At 71.0% G+C, this 21,160-nt stretch carries 16 protein-coding genes and 1 pseudogene; 11 read left to right on the top strand and 6 right to left on the bottom strand.

Annotation, left to right across the window (positions count from 1 at the left end; genetic code table 11):
- Positions 1 to 99: 99 nt before the first annotated feature.
- Positions 100 to 1,311, bottom strand: a complete 1,212-nt coding sequence (locus MXD58_RS04150) for an ABC transporter substrate-binding protein (RefSeq protein WP_248839845.1) — start codon at positions 1,309 to 1,311, stop codon at positions 100 to 102.
- Between the two features lie 662 nt (positions 1,312 to 1,973).
- On the bottom strand, positions 1,974 to 3,446 hold the full coding sequence (locus tag MXD58_RS04145) for an aldehyde dehydrogenase (protein WP_248839846.1): 1,473 nt from the start codon (positions 3,444 to 3,446) through the stop codon (positions 1,974 to 1,976).
- Positions 3,447 to 3,677: 231 nt separating this feature from the next.
- Here MXD58_RS04145 and MXD58_RS04140 point away from each other — a divergent pair, with 231 nt between their 5' ends.
- The 4 genes from MXD58_RS04140 to MXD58_RS04125 all read left to right on the top strand — a co-directional run bounded on the left by MXD58_RS04140 (position 3,678) and on the right by MXD58_RS04125 (position 7,771).
- Positions 3,678 to 4,508: an acyl-CoA thioesterase gene (locus MXD58_RS04140; protein WP_248839847.1), complete on the top strand. Its 831-nt coding sequence runs from the start codon at positions 3,678 to 3,680 to the stop codon at positions 4,506 to 4,508.
- A gap of 82 nt (positions 4,509 to 4,590) precedes the next feature.
- Positions 4,591 to 5,385, top strand: coding sequence for a PaaI family thioesterase (locus MXD58_RS04135; RefSeq protein WP_248839848.1), 795 nt, complete (start codon positions 4,591 to 4,593; stop codon positions 5,383 to 5,385).
- 45 nt (positions 5,386 to 5,430) lie between these two features.
- Positions 5,431 to 6,447: an LLM class F420-dependent oxidoreductase gene (locus MXD58_RS04130; RefSeq protein WP_248839849.1), complete on the top strand. Its 1,017-nt coding sequence runs from the start codon at positions 5,431 to 5,433 to the stop codon at positions 6,445 to 6,447.
- A 133-nt stretch (positions 6,448 to 6,580) separates the two neighbouring features.
- Positions 6,581 to 7,771 (top strand): amidohydrolase family protein, encoded by a 1,191-nt coding sequence (locus tag MXD58_RS04125; RefSeq protein WP_248822283.1) that lies wholly within the window; start codon positions 6,581 to 6,583, stop codon positions 7,769 to 7,771.
- 313 nt (positions 7,772 to 8,084) lie between these two features.
- Here MXD58_RS04125 and MXD58_RS30575 read toward each other — a convergent pair whose 3' ends face one another.
- Positions 8,085 to 8,774 (bottom strand): DUF427 domain-containing protein, encoded by a 690-nt coding sequence (locus tag MXD58_RS30575; RefSeq protein ID WP_248821786.1) that lies wholly within the window; start codon positions 8,772 to 8,774, stop codon positions 8,085 to 8,087.
- On the bottom strand, positions 8,771 to 10,144 hold the full coding sequence (locus MXD58_RS04115; protein WP_248839850.1) for a DUF427 domain-containing protein: 1,374 nt from the start codon (positions 10,142 to 10,144) through the stop codon (positions 8,771 to 8,773). Before MXD58_RS04115 ends, MXD58_RS30575 begins: the two co-directional genes overlap by 4 nt.
- Positions 10,145 to 10,195: 51 nt before the next feature.
- Here MXD58_RS04115 and MXD58_RS04110 point away from each other — a divergent pair, with 51 nt between their 5' ends.
- Positions 10,196 to 11,851 carry an AMP-binding protein gene (locus MXD58_RS04110; protein WP_248839851.1) on the top strand — a complete coding sequence of 552 codons (1,656 nt, stop codon included), beginning with the start codon at positions 10,196 to 10,198 and terminating at the stop codon, positions 11,849 to 11,851.
- Positions 11,852 to 11,906: 55 nt separating this feature from the next.
- Here the strand turns inward: MXD58_RS04110 and MXD58_RS04105 are convergent, their stop codons facing one another.
- Positions 11,907 to 12,581: a TetR/AcrR family transcriptional regulator gene (locus MXD58_RS04105; RefSeq protein WP_248839852.1), complete on the bottom strand. Its 675-nt coding sequence runs from the start codon at positions 12,579 to 12,581 to the stop codon at positions 11,907 to 11,909.
- A gap of 1,184 nt (positions 12,582 to 13,765) precedes the next feature.
- Between MXD58_RS04105 and MXD58_RS04100 the strand changes: the two genes are divergently transcribed.
- The 4 genes from MXD58_RS04100 to MXD58_RS04085 all read left to right on the top strand — a co-directional run bounded on the left by MXD58_RS04100 (position 13,766) and on the right by MXD58_RS04085 (position 18,075).
- Positions 13,766 to 14,941, top strand: coding sequence for an amidohydrolase family protein (locus MXD58_RS04100; RefSeq protein ID WP_248821794.1), 1,176 nt, complete (start codon positions 13,766 to 13,768; stop codon positions 14,939 to 14,941).
- A gap of 66 nt (positions 14,942 to 15,007) precedes the next feature.
- On the top strand, positions 15,008 to 16,006 hold the full coding sequence (locus tag MXD58_RS04095; RefSeq protein ID WP_248821796.1) for an acyl-CoA dehydrogenase family protein: 999 nt from the start codon (positions 15,008 to 15,010) through the stop codon (positions 16,004 to 16,006).
- Positions 15,990 to 17,165 (top strand): acyl-CoA dehydrogenase family protein, encoded by a 1,176-nt coding sequence (locus MXD58_RS04090; protein ID WP_248821798.1) that lies wholly within the window; start codon positions 15,990 to 15,992, stop codon positions 17,163 to 17,165. Before MXD58_RS04095 ends, MXD58_RS04090 begins: the two co-directional genes overlap by 17 nt.
- 58 nt (positions 17,166 to 17,223) lie before the next feature.
- Positions 17,224 to 18,075 (top strand): SMP-30/gluconolactonase/LRE family protein, encoded by an 852-nt coding sequence (locus MXD58_RS04085; RefSeq protein WP_248839853.1) that lies wholly within the window; start codon positions 17,224 to 17,226, stop codon positions 18,073 to 18,075.
- Here the strand turns inward: MXD58_RS04085 and MXD58_RS04080 are convergent.
- Complete coding sequence (locus tag MXD58_RS04080) at positions 18,072 to 18,989, bottom strand: LLM class flavin-dependent oxidoreductase (protein ID WP_248821802.1); 918 nt, start codon at positions 18,987 to 18,989, stop codon at positions 18,072 to 18,074. The two genes, MXD58_RS04085 and MXD58_RS04080, sit on opposite strands and share 4 nt — an antisense overlap.
- A gap of 762 nt (positions 18,990 to 19,751) precedes the next feature.
- On the opposite strand from MXD58_RS04080, the gene MXD58_RS04075 reads away from it, so the two are divergent.
- Together MXD58_RS04075 and MXD58_RS04070 are read left to right on the top strand one after the other, a co-directional pair.
- Complete coding sequence (locus MXD58_RS04075) at positions 19,752 to 20,888, top strand: acyl-CoA dehydrogenase family protein (RefSeq protein ID WP_250609059.1); 1,137 nt, start codon at positions 19,752 to 19,754, stop codon at positions 20,886 to 20,888.
- Positions 20,885 to 21,160 (top strand): annotated as a pseudogene (locus tag MXD58_RS04070) (acyl-CoA dehydrogenase family protein); the annotation flags it as partial. The gene MXD58_RS04075 and the pseudogene MXD58_RS04070, both read left to right, overlap by 4 nt.

Here is a 21,160-nt window from a genome sequence, read left to right as displayed (position 1 = left end):
CCCCCCCCACACCCCCCCCCCCCCCCCCCCCCCCCCCCCCCCCCCCCCCCCCCCCCCCCCCCCCCCCCCCCCCCCCCGGCCTCTGTGTGTGTCCTGCGATCAGCTCTCGATCGGGCTGGCGCCGGTCACCAGGTAGCTCGCGGGCTTACCCTTCTCGTTCAGGTTCGCGAAGAGGCTCCCGCGGACACAGACCGCGGGCGTGTTCGGGAAGGCCTTTCCGTTGCACCGGAACTTCTGGCCGGCGCTGCCGGGCATCTCCTTCTCCGGCGCGGACTTGATCGTCTTTATCACCGTGGCCGGCGTGATGTCACCGGTGATTCCACCGACCGCCGCCTGGAAGGTGTTGAGGAGCATGAACGTGTTCATGCCGGTCGCGTTCTCGGTGTCGATGTCGTTGCCATAGGCGCGCGCGACGGCCCCGAAGAACCGTGTCGACGGGTTGTCGTTGTCGATGGGGGTGTACGCCGACACCGCGACCCGCTTGAGCACGTCACCGGGAACCGCCTTGCGAGTCGCGTCCGAGAGGCAGGCCGAGATCGCGGTCAGGGGTCCGGTGAAGTTGACGGCCCGCAGGCCGTTGAACGCGCTGATGCAGAACGTGTCGTTGCCGACGACCTCGACGACGCCGGCCTTCGAGCCGGCCAGGCTGCGTAGCTGCGGCGTCATGTCGGCCGTGCCCGGCGGGACCGCCACCAGCTTGAGCTCGATGTCGGCCTTCTTGAAGGTGGCCAGAAGGTCAGGCGACTGGAACCCGCTGACCGCCGCCGGCACGTCGATCACGACGGCGGTCACCGTCTTGACGCCGGCCTTCTGCGCCACCCGGATCGAGCCGGTCAGCGCGCCCAGCGGGTCGCTGAGGACGAAGGTCGACTGCGCGTCCGTGAGCGTCGCGGGGCTGGTGCTGCCGAGGTACATCGTCGGGATCTTGGCCGTGTGCAGGGGGCTCCAGACCGTGTCGCCCACCGCCGACGAGCCGACGAGGACGGCGGCGACCTTGTCCTTGATCAACTGGTTCGCGCAGTCGACGGCCTTGCTCGGGTCGTTGTTCGTCAGGCACTTGTCCAGCTGGATCGGCCGGCCGCCGATGCCGGCCTTGTGCTCGTTGAGGTACTTGGCGGTGGCATCGGCAACGGCGGTCTCGATGGACGTGTCGGCGATGGCGCTCTTGCCGTCAGTGATCAGACCGACCTTCACCGGGGCGCCCTTCGCGGCCGAGACCGGCCCCAGCAGGGTCGCGTCGCTCGCCGTGCTGGACGCCTGGGGCGCGTCTCCGCCGTCGCTGCCGCTGCTTGAACAGCCGGTCGCGACCACCAGGAGTACTCCCGCGGATAAGGCCGCGAGGGTCGAGGCGAACCGCGGGCGAGATCCGGCGGATCCCCGCTGGCGCCGGGGTGGTCGCCGACCGATCGCGTCGCGTTGGTTCCCGCTTAGCTGCATGCGCTGTGTGTCCCTACGTCTGAATGGTGGGTGTCTGCGTCCGCCCGGGGCAGGGGATCGCGGCCACTACTGGCGGCGGGGAGGGGCCGTGCGCCTGAGATGCACTGAAACGCCCGGTGGGGAGTGAATGGTGACACGCGTCTCACGACTAGGCAACTTCCGCCAGAAGTGAAGTCGGACTTCTCCCAAAATCGAAATATCGTTCTACTTCGCTGTGCACGGAGAGGGTGTGCGTGCCCCCGGGCACGACGTGTCGCGGTGCCGGCGCCGGTTCCACCCTCCGTGACGAGGATCGACGGCCCGTCGACCGCGAGTCTGCTGCTGCCCATGCTTCTCCGCCCGCTCACCGAGGCGTCGTGTCGCCGAGCACCAGACCCGTTGTCGGGCGGCTCGCGAGCGGCGACCCGGCGCCTATCCCACAGTTATAGTCGAAGTTGACATCGAGTGTGAGATTGCGGCGCCCGTGGCCTGGGCGAACGGTTAGGGATCTCCCTGGCAGCGCGGGACATCGGTGCGCCGCGGGCGAGGGACGCGGGTCAGCCCCGGTCGCGGGCGAGGCCGGGCAGGTCGGTGCCCGGCGGCACCGTGATGGTCTTCGGCTCCAGGTAGGCGGCCAGGCCCTCGGGCCCCATCTCGCGGCCGAGCCCGGAGCTCTTCACCCCGCCGAACGGCACCGCCGGGTCGAGGGACAGGCCGTTGACCGAGTAGGTGCCGGTGCGCACGCCCCGGGCGATCTCGACGCCGCGGGCGATGTCGTTCGTCCACACGGAGCCGTGCAGGCCGAACGCGCTGTCGTTGGCGATCTCGACGGCCTCGTCGGTGTCGCCGTACGGAATGAAGGCGACGACCGGCCCGAAGATCTCCTCCTGGGCGATCCTCATGTTCCTGGTGACGCCGCGGAACACGGTCGGGGCGACGAACCAGCCGCGGTCGACCCCGGCGGGCCTGCCCCCACCGGTCACCACCACGGCGCCCTCGCCGCGGCCGATCTCGATGTAGTCGAGGACCCGGTCGCGCTGGCGGCGCGAGATCAGCGGGCCGACGAACGTCGCCGGGTCGAACGGATCGCCCACCCGCAGGCCGCTGGCCGCCGCGGCGAAACGGTCGACGGCCTCGTCGTAGCGGTCGCGGGGGACCAGGACGCGGGACTGGGCGGTGCAGAACTGCCCGCTGAGCGACATCGTCACGCCGAGCAGCCGTGGCATCGCCGTGGCGAGGTCGACGTCGTCGAGCACGATCGCGGCCGACTTGCCGCCGAGTTCGAGGGTGACCCGCTTGAGCTGGGCCGCGGCCAGGCCGGCGACGCGCTTGCCGACGGCGGTACTGCCGGTGAACGCCACCTTGTCGATGCCCGGATGGGTGACGAGGTACTCGCTGGTCGCCGGGCCGGCGGTGAGCACGTTCAGGACGCCGGGCGGCACTCCGGCCTCGTCGGCGGCCTCGGCGAGCAGGTTGCCGTTGAGCGGGGTCTCCGGGGCGGTCTTGAGCACCATGGTGCAGCCGGCCGCCAGCGCCGGCGCGAGCTTCATCATGGTCAGGAACAGCGGGACGTTCCACGGGACGATCGCCGCGACCGTGCCGACCGGCTCGTCGCGGACCAGCGCGGGTGAGTAGCGCCCGGCCCGCGGCGTCTCCGTGCGCATCGTCGCCGCGAGCTCGGTGTAGTAGCGCAGCACGTCGAGCGCGTTGTCCACCTGCGCGACCCGCGCGAGCATGACGGGGGTGCCGACCTCCGTCATGATCAGGCGGGTCACCTCGTCGGCGCGGGCCGAAAGCCGCTCCAGCAGTGCTTGCATGACCTTCGCGCGCTCGGCGGGCGTCGTCGTCGGCCAGGGTCCCCGGTCGAAGGCGCGCCGCGCGGCGGCGACGGCGGCGTCGACGTCCTCGGGGCTGGCGGCCGGCACCCGCGCCACCGGTTCCTCGGTGCTCGGCGAGTACACGGTGATCGACTGGTCGGAGGTGGACGGAAGCCACCGGCCGCCGATGTAGACGTCCTTGCTGACGTGCATGGAAACGTCCTCCCTGGCCGGTCCGCCGCGTCGACGTCACGCCGGACCGCCGCGACCCTGCCATCTTTCCATATTGATGTCAATATCAAAGATAGGCGCCCGGCTGTCCGCGTGGCGGCGGCGGGGGCGCCGCGGCCGGCAAATGTAGTATTGACATCAGAATCAAAAATTCACTAGTCTGACCCCCGGCTCGCCCGGAGGTCCTCGACGGCGACGACTCTGGAGGGGTGCATGGCGTTCTCGGTGGCGGCGGTACTGGAGACCCTGGTCCTGGAACCGGTCGGACCGGACCGTTACCGCGCGGGCAGTCTGCCGGTCGAGCACGGGGTGGTGTTCGGGGGTCAGCTCCTGGCCCAGGCCCTGGTGGCGGCGCGCGTCGGGCACGAGGACAAGGTGGTGAAGACGCTGCACACCGTCTTCGCCCGCACCGCCCGGCCCGACGTCGCGCTGGACATCATCGTGACCCGCGTGCACCAGGGTCGCGCGCTGGCGAGCAGCACGGTGACCATCCAGCAGGGCGAGCGCGTCTGCGCCGAGTCCGTGGCGCTCCTGTCCGTCGACGAGCCCGACTTCATCCGGCACGCCGACACGCCGCCGGCGACCCTCGTCCCGCCGGCGGGCAAGGGCCCGGACGGCGGCGGCTGGCAGGTGGAGATCGACGGCGGGGCGGACATCAACGACCCGGCCGCGGTCGGCCCCCCGGACCTCGACGTCTGGAGCCGGTGGACAGGCGCGCCCGACGATCCCGGGATCAGCCAGGCGCTGGTGGCGTTCGCCACCGACGGCTTCCTCATCGGGACGGCGATGCGCCCGCACGAGGGCGTGGGGCAGGCGCAGGCGCACGTGACGGTCTCGACCGGCGTCCTGAGCCACACCCTCACCTTTCACGAACCGTGCCACGCGGGAGAGTGGACACTGCTCGCGCACCACAGCTCCTACGCGGGCCGCGGCCGCGCCTACGGCCGGGCGGACGTCTTCCGCGCGGGCGGCGACCTCGTGGCCTCCTTCGTGCAGGACAGCATGATCCGCCCGGCGACCCAGGGTGTCCCCCGGCGCCTCTAGCGCCGCCGCGGGATCCGGTCCGGGTGCCGTACGGATGTCGGCGTCCGCCCGCGTGGGCCGGGCCGACGGAGCGAGGAGTGGCATGGAGACCGAAGAGATCAGTGGCACGGAGCCGCGGTCGAGCCCCATCGCCGATCTCGGCATCACGGTGCGGGAGCAGGGGTCCGAGATGCACGGGACCCTCCCCGCCGTGCCCCGGTTGGCGGTGCCCGGAACGAGCTGGCTGCGGGCGTCGGCGCTGGCGACTCTCGCGGACATCCAGCTCGGGCTGCTCGTCGTCCGGGAGATCGCGCCGCGGATCCCGGTGACCCTCAGCCTCGAGGTGCACCTGTTCGAGGAGATCGCGGTGGGCGGCACCATCCACGGCGTCGGTCGGGTGGTCAAGGCGGGGCGCTCGGTCCTCGCCCTTGCGGTCGAGTTCCACGACGAGGCCGACCGTCCGGTCGGCAGCGGCCACTGCCTGTTCATGGCCTCGCCGGACCCGAGCCTGCGCATCCCGACGGGCCGCTGGGCGTTGGACCGGCTCTCCACCGTCGAGGGCTCGCTGAGCGTGCCGGTCGCCCAGCGGTTCGGCTGCCAGCGGCTCGAGCCGGGCGTCGCGTCCCTGCCCTGCACCAGCGAGGTGCGCAACTCCGCGCGGACGCTCAACGGCGGGCTCATCCCGCTCGTCGTCGAGGAGGCGGTGCTCTCGATGACACCGGGCGCGACGCTCGCGTCCCTGTCGCTGGAGTACCTGCGACCCGTCCGGCAGGGTCCGGCGCTCGCCCGGGCCCGGCTGCGGGGCGACGTCGGCACGGTCGAGGTGCACGACGCCGGCAGCGATGTTCTCGCGGTCATCGCGACGACCCGCGCCTTCCCTGGTCGCCCTGGCTCGTGAATGTCGAAATTGACATCGAAATTGTAATCGGGTTACGGTGAGCCGGTGGCGCACTCGAAGATCACACTTGGACTGAGCCTGGCCGGCACCCACGGGGACGCGGCGGCGCTCGCCGCGGTGGCGCGCCGCGCGGAGGAGTCGGGATACGACTCCGTGTGGACGAACGAGGCGTGGGGGAACGACGCGTTCACCCCGCTGGCCTACATCGCCGCGCTCACCAGCCGCCTGCGCCTGGGCACCGCCATCGCCCAGATGCCGGCGCGTACTCCCGCGACGACGGCGATGACGGTCCTCACCCTGCAGCAGATGTCCCAGGGGCGCGTCGTGCTCGGGCTCGGCGCCTCGGGGCCGCAGGTCGTCGAGGGCTGGCACGGGGTCCCGTACCGCGCCCCGGTGCAGATGACGCGGGAGTACCTGACCGTGCTGCGCAAGGCCCTCGCGGCGACCGAACGGCTGGAGTTCGCCGGCTCGATCTTCACCATCCCGTACAGCGGGCCGGACGCCACCGGGCAGGGGCGGGCCCTGCGTTCCCCGATGCCCGCCGCCGGGGACACCCCGATCCTCGTCGCCGCGATGGGGCCGAAGAACGTCGCGATGGCGGTGGCGGAGTCCGACGGCCTGCTTCCGTACCTGTGGAGCCCGACACACTGGCGCGGGAGCTGGGGCGAGGCGCTCGAGAAGGCGCCCGACGGATTCCAGGTGGCGCCGACCGTCCTCGCCTGCGTCGGCGAGGACATCGACGCCTGCCGGGACCAGGTCCGTCCCCGGATCGCGCTGCACATCGGGGGCATGGGCTCCCGCACGAAGAACTTCTACGCCGCCCTGGTCACCCGCTACGGGTACGCCGAGGAGGTCCGCCGGATCCAGGACCTGTACCTCGGTGGGAACCGCGCGGCGGCCAGCGCCGCCGTTCCCGACCAGCTCGTCGACGACCTGGCCCTGGTGGGCCCGCTCGCGCACATCGCCGACCAGCTCGCCCTGTGGCGGGAGGGGCCGCTGACCACGCTGATCGTGGAGCCGACCGACTTCGCCATGGTGGAGCCCATCGCGAGCGTGTGGTGACGCGGGCGGGTCGCGGCGCCGGCTGACCCCGACGCGGTTCCGGCAATTTATCGACATCGAGGTCGATTTCGATATTATGGCGGCACCCGTTGGCGTCAAGCCGCAGCCGTCATGATCGAATTGGAGGTGGACCGTGACGAACCAGGCGACCGAGCCGTGGATCTTCGACTTCGACAACCACTACTACGAGGCGGAGGACGCCTTCACGAGATACCAGGATCGCTCTCTGCGTAACCGAGGCGTGCGGTGGGTGGAGATTGACGGCCGGCGCCGCCTGCTCGTGGGCGGGTCCCTCAACTCCTACATCGCCAATCCGACGTTCGACCCCGTCGCGAAGCCGGGCGCGCTCTACGACTGGTACCGGGGAAACCCGCGCCAGCAGACGATCAAGGACGCCTTCGGCGAGCTCGAGCCGCGCCGCGCCGAGTACCGCGACCGCAAGAGTCGCCTCGCGGTCATGACGGCGCAGGGCCTGGCCGGCACGCTGCTGTTCCCGACGCTCGGGGTCGGCCTCGAGGACGCGCTGCGGGGGGATCCGCAGGCGTGCGCGAAGGTCTTCGAGGCGTTCAACCGGTGGCTCGACGACGACTGGGGCTACCGGTATGAGGGTCGGCTGTTCGCCGTGCCGTACATCCCCCTGCTCGACCCGGTCGCGGCCGCGGCGGAACTGGCCCGGGTGATCGAGGCCGGCGCCGTGGCGGTGAACGTGCGCAACGCGCCGGTCCCGGTGGCGGGCGGCTACCGCTCGCCGTTCGACCCCGTGTACGACCCGTTCTGGGGGCTTGCCGCCGAGGCGCGCATCCCTGTGGCGACGCACGCCGGGCTCGACGGCTACGACAGCCTGGTGCAGATGTGGGAACCGGGTGGCGAGGAGTCCTCGCTGTTCCGGTCGCCGCTGCGGGGCATCGTCACGAAGGGCCGCGCGGTCAGCGACTTCTACGCCGCCGCCGTCTGCCACAAAATCTTCGACCGGTTCCCCGCGCTGCGTTTCGCGAGCGTCGAGAACGGGGCGTCCTGGGTGCCCGAACTGCTCCACCGCCTGGACGACGCCGCCACCCGGAACCCGGGATACTTCCGCGAGCACCCGCGGGAGGTCTTCGGCGAGCATGTGTGGATCACTCCGTTCTGGGAGGACCACATCGACGAGCTGGTCGGCGATGTGCGGGTCGACCGGCTGCTGCTGGGCTCGGACTGGCCGCACGCCGAGGGCACCCGCGAGCCCGCCGACTTCCTGACCGAGTCGCTGAACGGGCTGTCCGACGCGGACGTCCGCCGCATCGCCCGCGACAACGCGCTGGACGTTCTGGGAATCCCGGCGGTCTGACCCGGGGGAGGGTGACCCGGCCAGGCGGTGTCCGGCCGATCATGGCGGGGGCGTTCGGACACCGGGGGGTGCAGAGCGATCGGTCGGCAGCGCAGCGGGCTCCTTCGCGCGGGCAAACCGGATACCGAGCCCCGCGGAGCGATCAACCAGAAGCGCGCACGGTCCCTCCAGGGGACAGATCGAGCACCGTGGTCCCTCTGAAACGCGGCGGCCCCTGATTATCGCCGCCCACCGTGACCTTTGAGCCCGCCGGCACACAGACGACTCGCCCACCAGCATGATTGCCCGGACACGACCTGGCGACGGCGAGGATTCAGCGGAGCGGGGCCGGTGGCGGCAGACTGTGGGTGAGCGCCGTTCGAGTCTCGTCGAAACTCAGCATTCCGGCGATCTGGCCGCACTCGGGCCGCGGATCCTCGTAGGACCACGCCACGTCCGCTGTGACGACGTCGGCCACCACCGCGTCCCAGTAGGACGCGACGCCTTTGTAGGCGCAGTAGCTGGTGGTCCCGCTCGGGCGGAGAAGGTCCCCGCGAACCCGCTCGGGGCTGACGTACAGGCGCGGCGCCAGGGCGGTCTCGTACACCCCGGTCGTGTCCGTGGTGTCCACGAGCACCACGCCCGCCACCTCGACGCGCAGCGATCTGCCGCCGCGCAGGCAGTCGACGCGGTGGTAGGGATTCCGCGGGTGCCCGAGGACCCTCTCCTCCTCCTCGTACCATTCGTCGATGTCGTCCCAGGGGACCCGCACGTAACCCGCGGCGGCCGGCTCGGGCGCGGGATCTCCCGCCAGAACGTCCGGGGCGGGAAAGGCGTAGGTCGGGGGTTGCCCCTGCCGGTGAACGAGCAGGACCCGCTCGCTGTCGACGACGGCGCGCCCGGCGACGAGGCCGCGGACGCGACGGGGATGGGGCTCGACGTAGAGGAGGGAGTCGGGCAGGCGGGCGCTGAAACGGCCGGCCGGTCGCGCGGCGAGCGGGCCATGCCCGGTCGTGAGGCTCACAGCGCGGTCCGGTCGTCATCCGCGTGTCCGCCGCCGGGGAAAGCACGCACCATGGCGTCGACGGTGAACGAGGCGACGAGTTCCTGCGATTCGGTGTGGACGTCGCAGACGGAGTGGGTCATGCCGTCGCCGGCGAAGGTGGACCGGTGGTGGTAGCGCAGCCAGCGATCGGCGCGCACGTCGGCGTGCAGCGAGATGCTGATGGCGTTGATGCCCATCGACAGGCTTCGATGGGCCTGGTTCTGGCTTACGGCCGCGTGCGGCCGCAGCGCCGCGGCGATCGAGAGGTGGCCGGTGAACTGCGCGAGCAGGCCGGCATGCAGGCACGGGTCGGCCGGCACCGACCGGAAGCGGACCCACGCGTCGATCTCGGGTGGTCCGATCGGCGCGTCCGGAGCCTCCGAGTAGCCGCCGTCGACCATCCGGATGTCGCGGCCCAGGACCGACATGTCGTACGGCTCGCTGTCGTACGGCCCGGGGCAGGCCGGTGGCGCGCCGCCGTGGCGGACGACGTCCGCCGCCGTGGCGTCGAGCAGCAGGGTGCCGATGGCGCGGCCCCGCCCGTTCTGCGCGACGCGGGCGGTCAGGGTGGTGAAACTGCGTCCCGAGCTCACCTCGGTCAGCGTGAACTCCAGCGGCTCGCGGGCGTCGGCGGCCCGGTGGAACACCATGTGCGCGGAGACGACCCGCCGGCCCGGCGCGTGGCGCCCGGCCGCCACGATGGCCTGGCCGAGCATCTGGCTCGCCTCGACGACCGGTCGACGCACGTCGGCGAGGGCGACACTGACGTAGTGGTCGTCGCCGACGGGCCGCACGTTCATGATGTCGATCAGGTCGGCCGCGTCGCCCCAGGTCGGAAAGCGCTTGACGGTGACATCGCGGAGCTGGGTGTCGTCGGTGGCATCGACCAGTTCCACCCGCACCCGGTCGTGGTCGAAGGCGGCCAGCTCCGCCAGCCAGCCCAGCTCCGGCGCGGGCTGGGAGTAGCACCACGCCAGGTCGCGCCCGTCGACGGCGGTTGTACCCGCCGGGTCGCCGCCGGCGTCCTCGCGCGCCCACCCGCCGCGAGCCACCGGTGACGTCGACGCCTCGCCGCTCCAGCGCCGACCGGTGCCCTTGACCGGGCAGACGACCTCGCCGGTGTCCTCGAACAGATCGAACCGCACGTCGGAACGGGGGAAATACAGAACCGGCTCCTGGCCGGTCTCCCGCACCACGACCGCCGCCGTCGATTCCGCCACAAGCTGGCCGGCCCACCAGGCCCGGGCCCGGTACGGGCAGGACTGACGGGAGATCGTCCGCCCGGCCGCCGGCGCGGCGTCGCCGGTCTCGAGCCTCGTCCCCGCGCCGTGCGTCGTTGCTATCATCATGCGACCTATCTTAACGTTGACGTCTACGTCAATAAACCTGAAACTGGTGAGATGACGGTGGCGACTGCTGGTGAGCTGCTCCGCGCTCGGGCCGAGGACGAGTCCCCCGCGCTCCTGATCGGGCAGGACAGGTGGACCTATCGGGAGCTGGTCGAACAGGCCTGCCGTCGGGCGGCGCTGTTCGAGGAGGTCCGTGACCCGGCGCGCCCGCCGCATATCGGCGTCCTGCTCGACAACGTGCCCGACTACGTGTTCTGGCTGGCCGCGGCCGCGCTGTCGGGCTCCGTCGTGGTGGGCATCAACGCGACCTACCGCGGTGACCAGCTGGGACAGCTGATCCGGCACTCCGACTGCCAGCTGCTCGTGACCGCGTCCGGCTACCAGGAGTTGCTGGCGGGCGCGGGGAGCGGGCTGGCCGACGATCGGACCCTGGTGGTCGACTCCCCGCAGTACGCCGATCGGCTGGCGGGGTGTCCCACCGCGTTGCCTGACCGGGTGCCGCGGGCGGAGGACCTGTTCCTGCTCATCTTCACCTCCGGCTCCACCGGACTGCCGAAGGCGGTGCGCTGCACGCAGGGCCGGTTCGCCCGCACCGGCGCCCACGTGGCCGGGGTCGCGCGGCTCGGCGGCAGCGACGTGGTGTACTCGCCGCTGCCGCTGTTCCACTCCAGCTCGCTGTTCACCGGCTGGTCGTCGGCGTTGAACACGGCGGTGCCGCTCGCGACCAGGCCGCGGTTCTCGGCGTCGAACACCCTGGTGGACGTCCGCCGGTTCGGCGCGACCATATTCACCTACACCGGCAAGGTCCTCAACTACCTGCTGGCCACCCCGCCGCATCCCGACGACGCCGACTGCTCCCTGCGGTTGGGCATCGGCAACGAGGCGTCGACCCGGGACATCCGCACCTTCGCCCGCCGCTTCGGCTGCACCGTGCGCGACAGCTACGGGTCCACCGAGGGTGTGATTGTCATCCGGCGCGATCCGTCGATGCCCGAGGGCGCCCTCGGCCGCGCCGATCCGCTGGTCAAGGTGCTCGACCCGAGCACCTTGGTGGAACGTCCGCCGGTGGTGTTCGGCGCCGACGGGCGCCCCGCCAACCTCGAGGAGGCGGTGGGTGAGATCGTGCACACCGCGCCAAGCAGTGACTTCGAGGGCTACTACAACAACGCCTCCGCCACGTCGGCCCGGTTCCGAGACGGCGCCTACTGGTCCGGCGACCTCGCCTACCGCGACGCCGACGGCTGGCTGTACTTCGCCGGACGGTCGAACGAGTGGCTGCGCGTCGACGGGGAGAACTTCGCCGCGGCGCCGGTCGAGACCATCGTCGCCCGCCATCCGGACGTGCGTTCCGTCGCCGTCTACGCGGTGCCCGACGACCCGGTGGGCGACCGCGTCATGGTCGCGCTCGAACTGCGCGAGGGCACCGAGTTCGACCCCGGCGCGTTCGACGACTTCCTCGCCGCCCAGCCCGACCTGGGCCCGAAGTGGCTGCCGGCCTTTGTCCGGGTCACCGCGGAGCTGCCCAAACTCGCCAGCATGAAGATCGACAAGATGCGGCTGCGGCGGGAGGCATGGCGGGTCGAGGACGTCGTCTGGCGCCCGGCACGAGGCGGTCCGCTGCGCCCACTTGACGATGCGGCGCGCCAGCGCCTCGATCCGCTCCTCGGCACGGATCGCACTCCAGGCTCTTCGCCGGCGAGATCGTGACGGGCCCCGGAGCCATGGCCGGGGGAGGACTTCCTCTGCTCGGGTCGACCGGAACTCAGTGGCCGGCCGGGCGCACGGGTTCGTCCCGTAGCTGCAGCGCGTTGACGAACAGGGCGGTGATCTGGTCCACACCCTCGTCGAAATCGAAGTCGACGTGCTGCTGGACCAGCCACATCTCGGCGAAGCGGGCGACCATCGCGCCCAGCGCGAAGGCCGCCAGGACCGGATTGACAGCTTCGTCGACGAACCCGCGGCGCTGCAGCTGCCGGATCGAGACCACCACCCGATCGGTGTCCCGCCGCTGGTGTTCGAACCGGGCGGAGTTCAGCTCGGCGTCGTACCGACTCACCTGCTCGATCACGCCGATGATGCGCGCTTCCTTGCGGTAGTTGTCCAGATACTCCCAGTTGCTCGCCCGGATGCGCTCGCGTGGCGTCAGGCTGGATCCGGGCTCGAAGATCACCGTGTCGAGCGGGGTGTTGAGGAAGTCGCTCAGCGCCATCGCGACCTCGCGGAAGATCTGTTCCTTGGAGTCGAAGTAGTGATAGAAGGAACCGTGCGAGAGGCCGGCCTTCTCGGCGATGTCCGAGATGCGGGCTTCGAGGAATCCGTCCTCCTCGAAGACCGCCTTGGCGGCGTCGAGCAGCCGCGCCCGTGTCGCCGCGCCCTTCCGTGAGCGCGGCCCATTCGGTTTATCACGCTCAATCGGCTCGACCGTTGGCAAGGTCATCTCCTTTTCCGTCTCCTTTTCCGTCTCCTTTGTCGCAGCTCCTGGACCGTCTTCATCGTTGCAGCCGGACGGGAGCTACGTCACTCGATTGTACTGGCTGACGGGAGTCGTCTGGCGGGTTTGGAGGTGACCAGGGTCGCCCTCTTCATGCTGCCGCTTGCATTCGCTGTGTGGCGACGAGTCCGATCGACGCTTTTCGTCCCCGCGGTTCCCGCGACCCGTCACCGTGATGCTTTTCTGTCGCGGCGCCCCGCGGGCCACCGCTATCGACCAGCGCCGGGTGGGCCTGCTCGCGGGCGGACCCGCCACTCGTCCGTTGGCAGCCTTCCTGGCGGTCGACTGGCTGACGGTAGTCGATGAAATATCGAAGAAATCTTTCGATGATTACTTCGTAATGTCTTCGCGAGTTTTCCAGGAAGATGTGCGGCGACCATCTGCCGTCATCTCCTTTCGGGATCGGCGGATCGGCGGTCCGGTATTCCCCACGCCTGCTGGCGCGATGGTCCGCGCAGCGGGGGATCCGGGGTTGACACGCCGCGCCGGGCCGGTATGGGCGCGGGGGAGGGCCGGCGGGGTTCATGCCGGCGGCGCGGGTGGAGCTGGCCCGGTCGGTCGGTCGCTCCCGGTCGGTCGCTCTCGGCCGTCGGGCGGGCGGGTCGGCGGCGGCCCGGAGCCTTGTCGGCGCCCGAGCCCCGGCGGATCGGCCGCCGGAAGACCTCTCGTCAGGCCCGGCGCGGCGGCGCAGGGGAGCGTCGGCCCCGCGGCGTCGGACGGCAGTACTTATTTTGACGTCGATGTTGACAAATGGTGGGTGGAGGCGGTGTCATGGTCGGGTGGTAAGGGATGGGTGGACCCGCGGGCCGCGAGGCCGCCGAGCCGGGGCGGACGGCCCTGGTGACCGGCGCCGGGACCGGAAGGCTGTCCCGGTAACCGGTGGCACGTCACGGCTTACCGTCACCGACGAACCAGGGCCGGCGGGCTCCACGTCCGCGTCGCCGGCCCCACCGCCGATCCGGCGGATCGACCGCGCGCCCGGTGCTCCCAACACCGGGCCAGGTCGGCATTGCCGTGTGTACGCAGGATGTGTGTACGCAGGATGGGTCGGGCGCCGGCCGGACCGACGGGTTCTCCGTCGGCGTCCGGGGCGGCCGGCCCGCCATCCTGCTCGATAAAGGAAGAGTCCTATGTCGTTTTCGCAGCCCTTTGCCATTTTCGATGCCGACAACCACATGTACGAGACGGAGGAGGCGTTCACCAAGTTTCTGCCCGAGCAGTTCAAGGGTGCGATCCGCTACGTGCAGGTGGATGGCCGGACGAAGATCGCGGTCAGAGGCCAGATCAGCGAGTACATCCCCAATCCGACCTTCGAGGTCGTCGCCCGGCCCGGTGCCCAGGAGGACTACTTCCGGCACGGGAACCCGGAGGGCAAGTCCTTCCGTGAGATCGTCGGGAAGCCGATGCGCTCCATTCCGGCGTTCCGCGATCCGGCGGCACGGCTGGCTCTGATGGACGAGCAGGGGATCGACCGTTCGCTCATGTTCCCGACTCTCGCGAGCCTCCTCGAGGAGCGGATGCGAGACGATCCCGAGCTCACCCATGTCGTCATCCACGCGTTGAACGAGTGGATGCACGAGACCTGGTCGTTCAACTACGAGAACCGGATCTTCTCGACGCCGGTCATCACGCTGCCCATCGTCGAGAAGGCGATCGCCGAACTCGACTGGTGTGTCGAGCGAGGCGCCCGCGCGGTCCTGATCCGCCCGGCCCCGGTTCCCACCCACGGCGGCTCGCGGTCGTTCGCTCTGCCGGAGTTCGACCCCTTCTGGAAGCGGGTGGTGGAAACCGGGGTGCTCGTCGCGATGCACTCCTCCGACAGTGGTTACAGCCGGTACGCCAACGACTGGGAGGGCAGCGGGCGGGAGTACCTGCCGTTCCAGCCGAACGTCTTCCGGATGATCGGGCAGTGGCGGCCGATCGAGGACACGGTGGCCTCCCTGATCTGCCACGGCACGCTGTCGCGGTTCCCCGAGCTGAAGATCGCGGTCATCGAGAACGGGGCCTCCTGGGTGGCGCCGCTGCTCAAGAACCTGCGCGACCTGTACAAGAAGCACCCCCACCAGTTCGCCGAGGAACCGGTGACCGTGCTGCGGCGCAACATCCACGTCAGCCCGTTCTGGGAGGAGGACATGGCCGTGCTGAGTGGCCTGCTGGGGGTCGAGCGGGTGCTGTTCGGGTCGGACTACCCGCATCCCGAGGGGCTGGCCGACCCGGCCAGTTACGTCAACGCGCTGAAGGACCTCAGTGACGAGGACAAGGCCAAGATCCTCGGCGGCAACATGGACAGGTTGATCCCGGTATGATCCGGCGGGACCAGGACCGCCGGACCGGCCTCGACGGCGCCGGCCAGCGGGGGGGAGACGGCGACCGTGCTCTTTGAGTTCGATGCCGAGCAGCGGCTGTTGCAGAAGACCGTCCAGGACGTGGTCGCGAAGGAATGCCCACCGGCGCTGGTCCGCGCCGTCGCCGACGACGACGCGGACATCCGCCCGCTGTGGCAGGTGTACGCGGAGCTCGGGTGGACCGAGCTGGTGGATCCGACCGAGACGGTGGAGCTGGCGATCGTCCTGGAGGAGCTCGGCCGCGCCGTCGACCCCACGGCGTACCTGGCGACGACCACCTGGTTCGCCCCGTTGGCGCCCGGCGTCGCGCAGCCGGGCCAGACGGGCAGCGCGGTGTTCGACGGGGTGACGGCGCGGCCGGACGGCCAGGGCTGGCTGCTGGACGGCACCGCCCGGTTCGTCCTGGACGGTGACCGGGCCGACTGGCTGGCCGTCGTGACCCCGCAGGGGGTGTTCACGGTTCCCTCCTCAGCGGCGGTGGCCACGCGCACGCCCGTCTTCGACCCGCTGCTGCACGTCGCGGACGTCCGGTTCGAGGGCGTCGCGGTCACCGGCGGGAACCTCAGCGGGGCCGATCCGCAGCGGGGCCGGCACATCGCCCTGACCGGCATGGCCCTGACGATGATCGGCGCCTGCCGCCGGATCCTCGACCTGGTCCTCGAACACGTGCGCACCCGCGAGCAGTTCGGCGCGCGGATCGGTTCGTTCCAGGCCGTCGCGCACAAGGCCGTGGACATGCACGTCGCGATCGAACGGGCGCGGGCACTGGCCTACTTCGCTGCGCTGACGATCGCCGCGGACGACCCGCGTCGCCGGGTGGCCGCGTCGATGGCCAAGGCGGCGGCGGGGGAATGCCAGTCCGTGGTGTTCCGCAACGGCTTCCAGTTGTTCGGCGGAATGGGCTTCACCTGGGAGAACGACCTTCAGTTCGCACTCAAGCGGGCGAAGGCGGGCGAGCTGCTGCTCGGCGGCGCGGCCGAGCATCGGGCGCTGATTGCCAAGGAGTACCGTGCAGCTGACATTTGATGCCGAGGTCGAGCGGTTCCGGGCCGAGTTCGTCGCGTTCCTCGACGCGAACATGCCCACCGCCGAGGAGGCGACCGAACGGTCCCGTTCCAGCGCGCACATTCCCGCCTGGGCCCGGCGCTGGCAGCGACTCCAGTTCGACGAGGGCTGGCTGCTGCCCGGCAACCCGCCGGAGTTCGGCGGCCGCAACGCCGGCATTCTCGAGCAGTACGTCCACCTGGAGGAACTGGGCCGACGCCACATTTACCACAGCTTCAACCCGCAGGGACTGGGCATCATCGCGGCCTCGTTGTTGTCCTTCGGCACCGACGAACAGAAACACCGCTGGGCCGTGCCGATCCTGCGGGCGCAGATCACCGCGGCGCTCGGCATGAGCGAGCCCGGCGCCGGGTCCGACCTGGCGTCGCTGCGCACCCGCGCGGTCCGCGACGGCGACGACTTCGTGGTCAACGGGCAGAAGATCTGGACCTCCGGCGCGCACGACGCCGACGTCCTGCTCACGTTCGTCCGCACGGATCCGGATGCGCCGAAGCACCGAGGCATCAGCGTCCTGCTCATTCCCACCAGCACACCCGGTGTCACCCGCCGTCCCTTCGGTTCGGTCGTCAGCCGCGACGATCTCGACTTCAACGAGGTCTTCTTCGACAACGTGCGGGTGCCCGCCGAGAACCTCGTCGGCGAACTGAACCGGGGCTGGCACGTCGCCAACGGCTCGCTCGGCCACGAACGCACCCTGCTGTGGCTGGGTTTCTCCCACCGGTTGGACGACCTGCTGGCCGACTTCACACCCGTCGGCCCGCTCGACGCCGACCAGTACGCCACGCTCGCGATGGACGCCCTGGCCCTGCGGCTGCTCGGATCCGCGGCGCTGGCCCGCGCCGCGCGGGACGAGCAGGACGTCCCGGCGCTGTCGGTGCTGAAGGTGTTCGGCTCGGAGGCGTCCCAGCGCCACACCGAACGGGCGCTGGAGTCGGCCGGGCCCGCGGCGCTGCTGCATCCGGCGAGAACCGCGCCCGACCACCACCTGCGCCTGGACACCGACGGTGCCGGCTGGTTCGAGCGTTACGCCCGCAGTTTCGCCGGCACCATCGCCGGCGGCACGTCGGAGATCCAGCGCACGATCATCGCCGAGCGGGTGCTGGGACTGCCGCGGAGCTGACGGGCGACGGCGACGCCGGCTTGGCCCACGAGACCCACACCACGCGGCGGAGGCACCCTTGACGACCTGCGAACCGGGCACGGACCCCGCCGTGCTGGCCGACGGATTCGTGTTCGCGGAGGGACCCCGCTGGCGTGACGGGCTGCTGTGGCTCTCCGACATGCACGGCGAGGCGGTGTACACCCTCGACCCGGACGGTCGGATCGAGGTCAGGCTGGCGTTGCCGGGGCGCAAGCCCTCGGGACTCGGCTTTCTCCCGTCAGGGTCGGTGCTTGTCGTGTCCATGACCGACCGGGTGCTGCTGCGCCTGGACCCGGACGGGACCTGCTCGGTGCACGCGCGGCTGGACGCCCTGGTCACCGACGAACTGAACGACATGGTGGTGGCGGCCGACGGCACCGCGTTCGTCGGCAGCTACCCGACCGGGGACGACACCGGGGTGCTCATCCGCGTGGACCCCGACGGCACCGCCGCCGTCGCCGCGGACGGGATGCGCTTCCCGAACGGTTCGGCCATCTCCCCGGATGGGCGGACGCTGATCGTGGCCGAGTCCAAGGCGAGGTGCCTCACCGCGTTCGACCTCGACCCCGGTGGACGCCTCAGCGGGCGCCGGGTCGTGGCGGATGATCTCGGCGCGGCTCCTGACGGCATCGCCCTGGACGCCGAAGGCGCGGTGTGGGCGGCTTTCCCGCTCGCCCACGAGTTCCGGCGGATCTCCCCGGGCGGGGAGGTCACCGACCGGATCGCGACCGGCGAGCGGATGGCGATCGCCTGTGCCCTGGGTGGGGCCGACCGCCGGACGCTGTACCTGCTGTCCGCCGCCAACTGGCACGCGGCGACGCTGGCCGGTGCCCGTACGTCCGTCGTCGAGACTCTGCGCGTGCGCGTGGCGGGCGCCGGTCTTCCCTAGAACGCGTCGGGCAGGATCTCCTCGAGCAGGATCCGGGTGACGGCGCCCGGGTCGCCGGTACCGGCCACCGGCATGAACAGCAGGTGGCGGGCGCCGGCCGCGACGAAGTCCCGCAGCCGGCGGGTCACCTCATCCGGTGTGCCCACCGCCGCGACGCGGTCGATCAGCGGGCGAACGTCCTGGTCGTAGGTGCCACCAAGGGACCGCGCCGCCTCCTGGCGGGCCCGCGATCCGTCCTTGTCGACGTTGACGAAGATGAAGGCGCACCAGTCGAACTGGCGCAGGTCGCGCCCGGCCTCGTCGGCGACGGCCCGGATCGTCGCGACCGACGCGGCGTAGCGACGCGGCGAGTAGAGGTAGGGCATCCACCCGTCGCCCAGGACCGCCGCGCGTCGCATCGCCGGTTCCGTCCGGCCGGCGACGAGGATCGGCGGCCCCGCGGCCTGTGCCGGCGCCGGGTGCACCCGGACGTCGCGCATCGGGTAGTAGCGCCCGTCGTGCGAGATCTCCTGCCCGGTCCACAGCCGGCGTAGCAGCCCGATGGCCTCGTCGAGGCGCCGACCCCGCTCGGTCAGGGGCACCTGGCAGGCGCGGAACTCCTGCGGATACTCGCCGCCGACCCCGACGCCGAGCATCAACCGGCCACCGGTGGCCCGGTCGAGATCCGCCACCTGCTTCGCGATGATTGCCGGCGGGTAGAGCGGCAGCAGGAGTACCGAGGTGCCGAGCCGCACCCGGTTCGTCACCGCCGACAGGCGGGCCAGGCTCATCATCACCTCCGGCGACGGGTTGCGGGAGGCCACGTGTCCTCCCGTCCACAGCGAGTCGACGGCGAGTTCGTCGGCCCGGACGGCGAGGTCGAGGTTGTCGCCGACGACGAGGCCGACCCGGACGGGCCGGTCGTCGACGGTCATCGCCGCGCCAACCGAACGGGCGCGGACCACCGGCGGTCGCACGGAATCTCGCGCCGACGTCCGGCGGCCGCGAAAGGTCTCATGTGTCTCCCCACGAGATGGGCCCGATCGGCTGCCGTCGATCGCGGCCGGGTGGAAGTCACCCACTGCCGGGCCGAATTCGGGAATTCGTCACCGACGGGCGGTATGGCTGGCCTGTCGAGTGCGAGCGGCGGTTCGGGACAATGCCGGCCCGACCTCACCGAGCCTGACATCCACCGCTGGCTGGTGAGCCCTGAAGACGGCAGGCGTCGCGCGGAACTCTGCCCCGGGTGGCCCCGCATTCTACCCCGGGCGCCGCCTTGCACGCAGGTAACCCGTCCGTACCTGGACGTCGAGGAGAAGAGCAATGACTCTTCCCCCTGTTTTTGATCCATAGCACATCGGGGGGCTGGCGGCAGGACCTGGCCGGTGCCGCGGAATCTGTGGCCGAGGCTGAAACCCGCCGAATCGGGAGCCGCGGAATGCGTGTGTTGTTGGCGATGGCCGGGCCGCCCGGGAACGCGACGAAAGGCTGCGCGGGGAGCAGCTGATGGCCGACGCCGAAGTGATCGTCGTGGGCGTCGGTCCGACCGGCCTGTCCCACCGCTGTCGACCGCTGGTGGCGATGGATTTCCCATCGGCGGCGGCCGATCAGGCGTGGCCGGGGGAGGCTCTGTGGTAGGCTCGAACTCGACATCAATATCGAGGTCTGTCGCGAGTGCGTGAGTGGAGGATGCGGTGGTGCCGCGGTTGCCATGGGGTGACGATGCGTCTGCGTACGCTGCCGCCTTTGAGGTGTGGCTGGCGTCCCCGCCCGCCGAGTTGCGTGCCGCCACCCGGCCGATCGCCTCCTACGAGGAACGCGTCGCGGTGACGTCGGCCCTGATGCGCGTGCTGTTCGACGAGGGCTGGGCTCGTTACGGGTGGCCGACGCAGCTCGGTGGGCTCGGCGGCGACATCCTGCACCGGGCCGCCATGTGGGAGGCGCTGGCGCGCCACGGGCTGCCCGCGATGGCGCTGTTCGAGCACCTGGAGGTCCTCGCGCCCACGCTTGTCGCGATGGGGGAGCCGGGCTTCCTGGCGGAGGTGCTGCCGCAGTTCCTGCGCGGCGAACAGCTGTGGTCGCAGGGCTTCTCCGAGCCCGAGTCAGGGTCGGACCTCGCCGCCGTGCGCACCCGCGCGGTGGCCGTCGACGGCGGTTACGCGATTACCGGCCGCAAGATCTGGACGAGCTGGGCGCGCTACGCCACCTGGTGCCTGGTCCTCGCGCGCACCGGCACCGTCGCGTCGCGCCACCGCGGTCTCACCGCGTTCGCCGTCGACCTGCGCTCCCCGGGCGTCGAGGTCCGGGCGATCGAGCAGGCCAACGGCACGGACGAACTCGCCGAGGTCACCTTCGACGACGTCCTCGTCGGGCCGGGCCGGATCGTCGGCGAGCTGAACGGTGGCTGGCGGGTCGCGATGCACATCCTGAGCCACGAACGCGGCACCTTCGCCTGGTTCCGCCACAACTTCCTGTACCGCCAGGTGCTGGACGCCCTCGCCCACGGCGAACCGGCCGGCGACGCGCTGCTCGGCGACGCCCTGCTCGACCTGGCCGCGGTGCGCGCGAGCAGCTATGCGGCGTTGCGGTCGCATGCCGCCGACGTGCTGCTGGGTGCCCGGGCGACGTTCGTGAAACTGCACCTGGCGTCCAGCGAGCAGGCGGTCCAGAACTGGCGGCTCGCGAGCGACGCGGACCTCGCCGTCGGGATCCAGGACGACGAGGCCGCCGCCCAGCGCCAGGACTACCTCTTCTCCCGCATCGTCACCGTCTATGGGGGCTCGCAACAGATGCAGCTCGACACCATCGCCAAGCAGATCCTGCGCCTGCCATGACCTCGACGATCGAACAGACCGACCACGAGTTTCTCGACGCCGCGTGCCGCACGCTGCGCGCCCCGGCGGGCGATACCGATCCGCTCGACGCGCTGGGCTGGTGGGACCTGCTGGCGGACCTCGCCGACCGCGACGTCCGCGGTGCCGCGTTGGCGCTGTTCCGCGCCCAGGGCCGGGAGCTGGCCAGTTCGACCGCGCTGGGCGCGCTGATCGCCCAGCCGTTCGCCGCGCTCACCGGGCACGCGCCGGGTTCCCTCGTCGCGGCGATATTC

It is taken from the genome of Frankia sp. AgKG'84/4, from assembly GCF_023242965.2.
Taxonomy (GTDB): domain Bacteria; phylum Actinomycetota; class Actinomycetes; order Frankiales; family Frankiaceae; genus Frankia.
The sequence above is the reverse complement of the archived record's forward strand: the minus strand, read 5'-3'. Positions and strand labels throughout refer to the sequence as shown.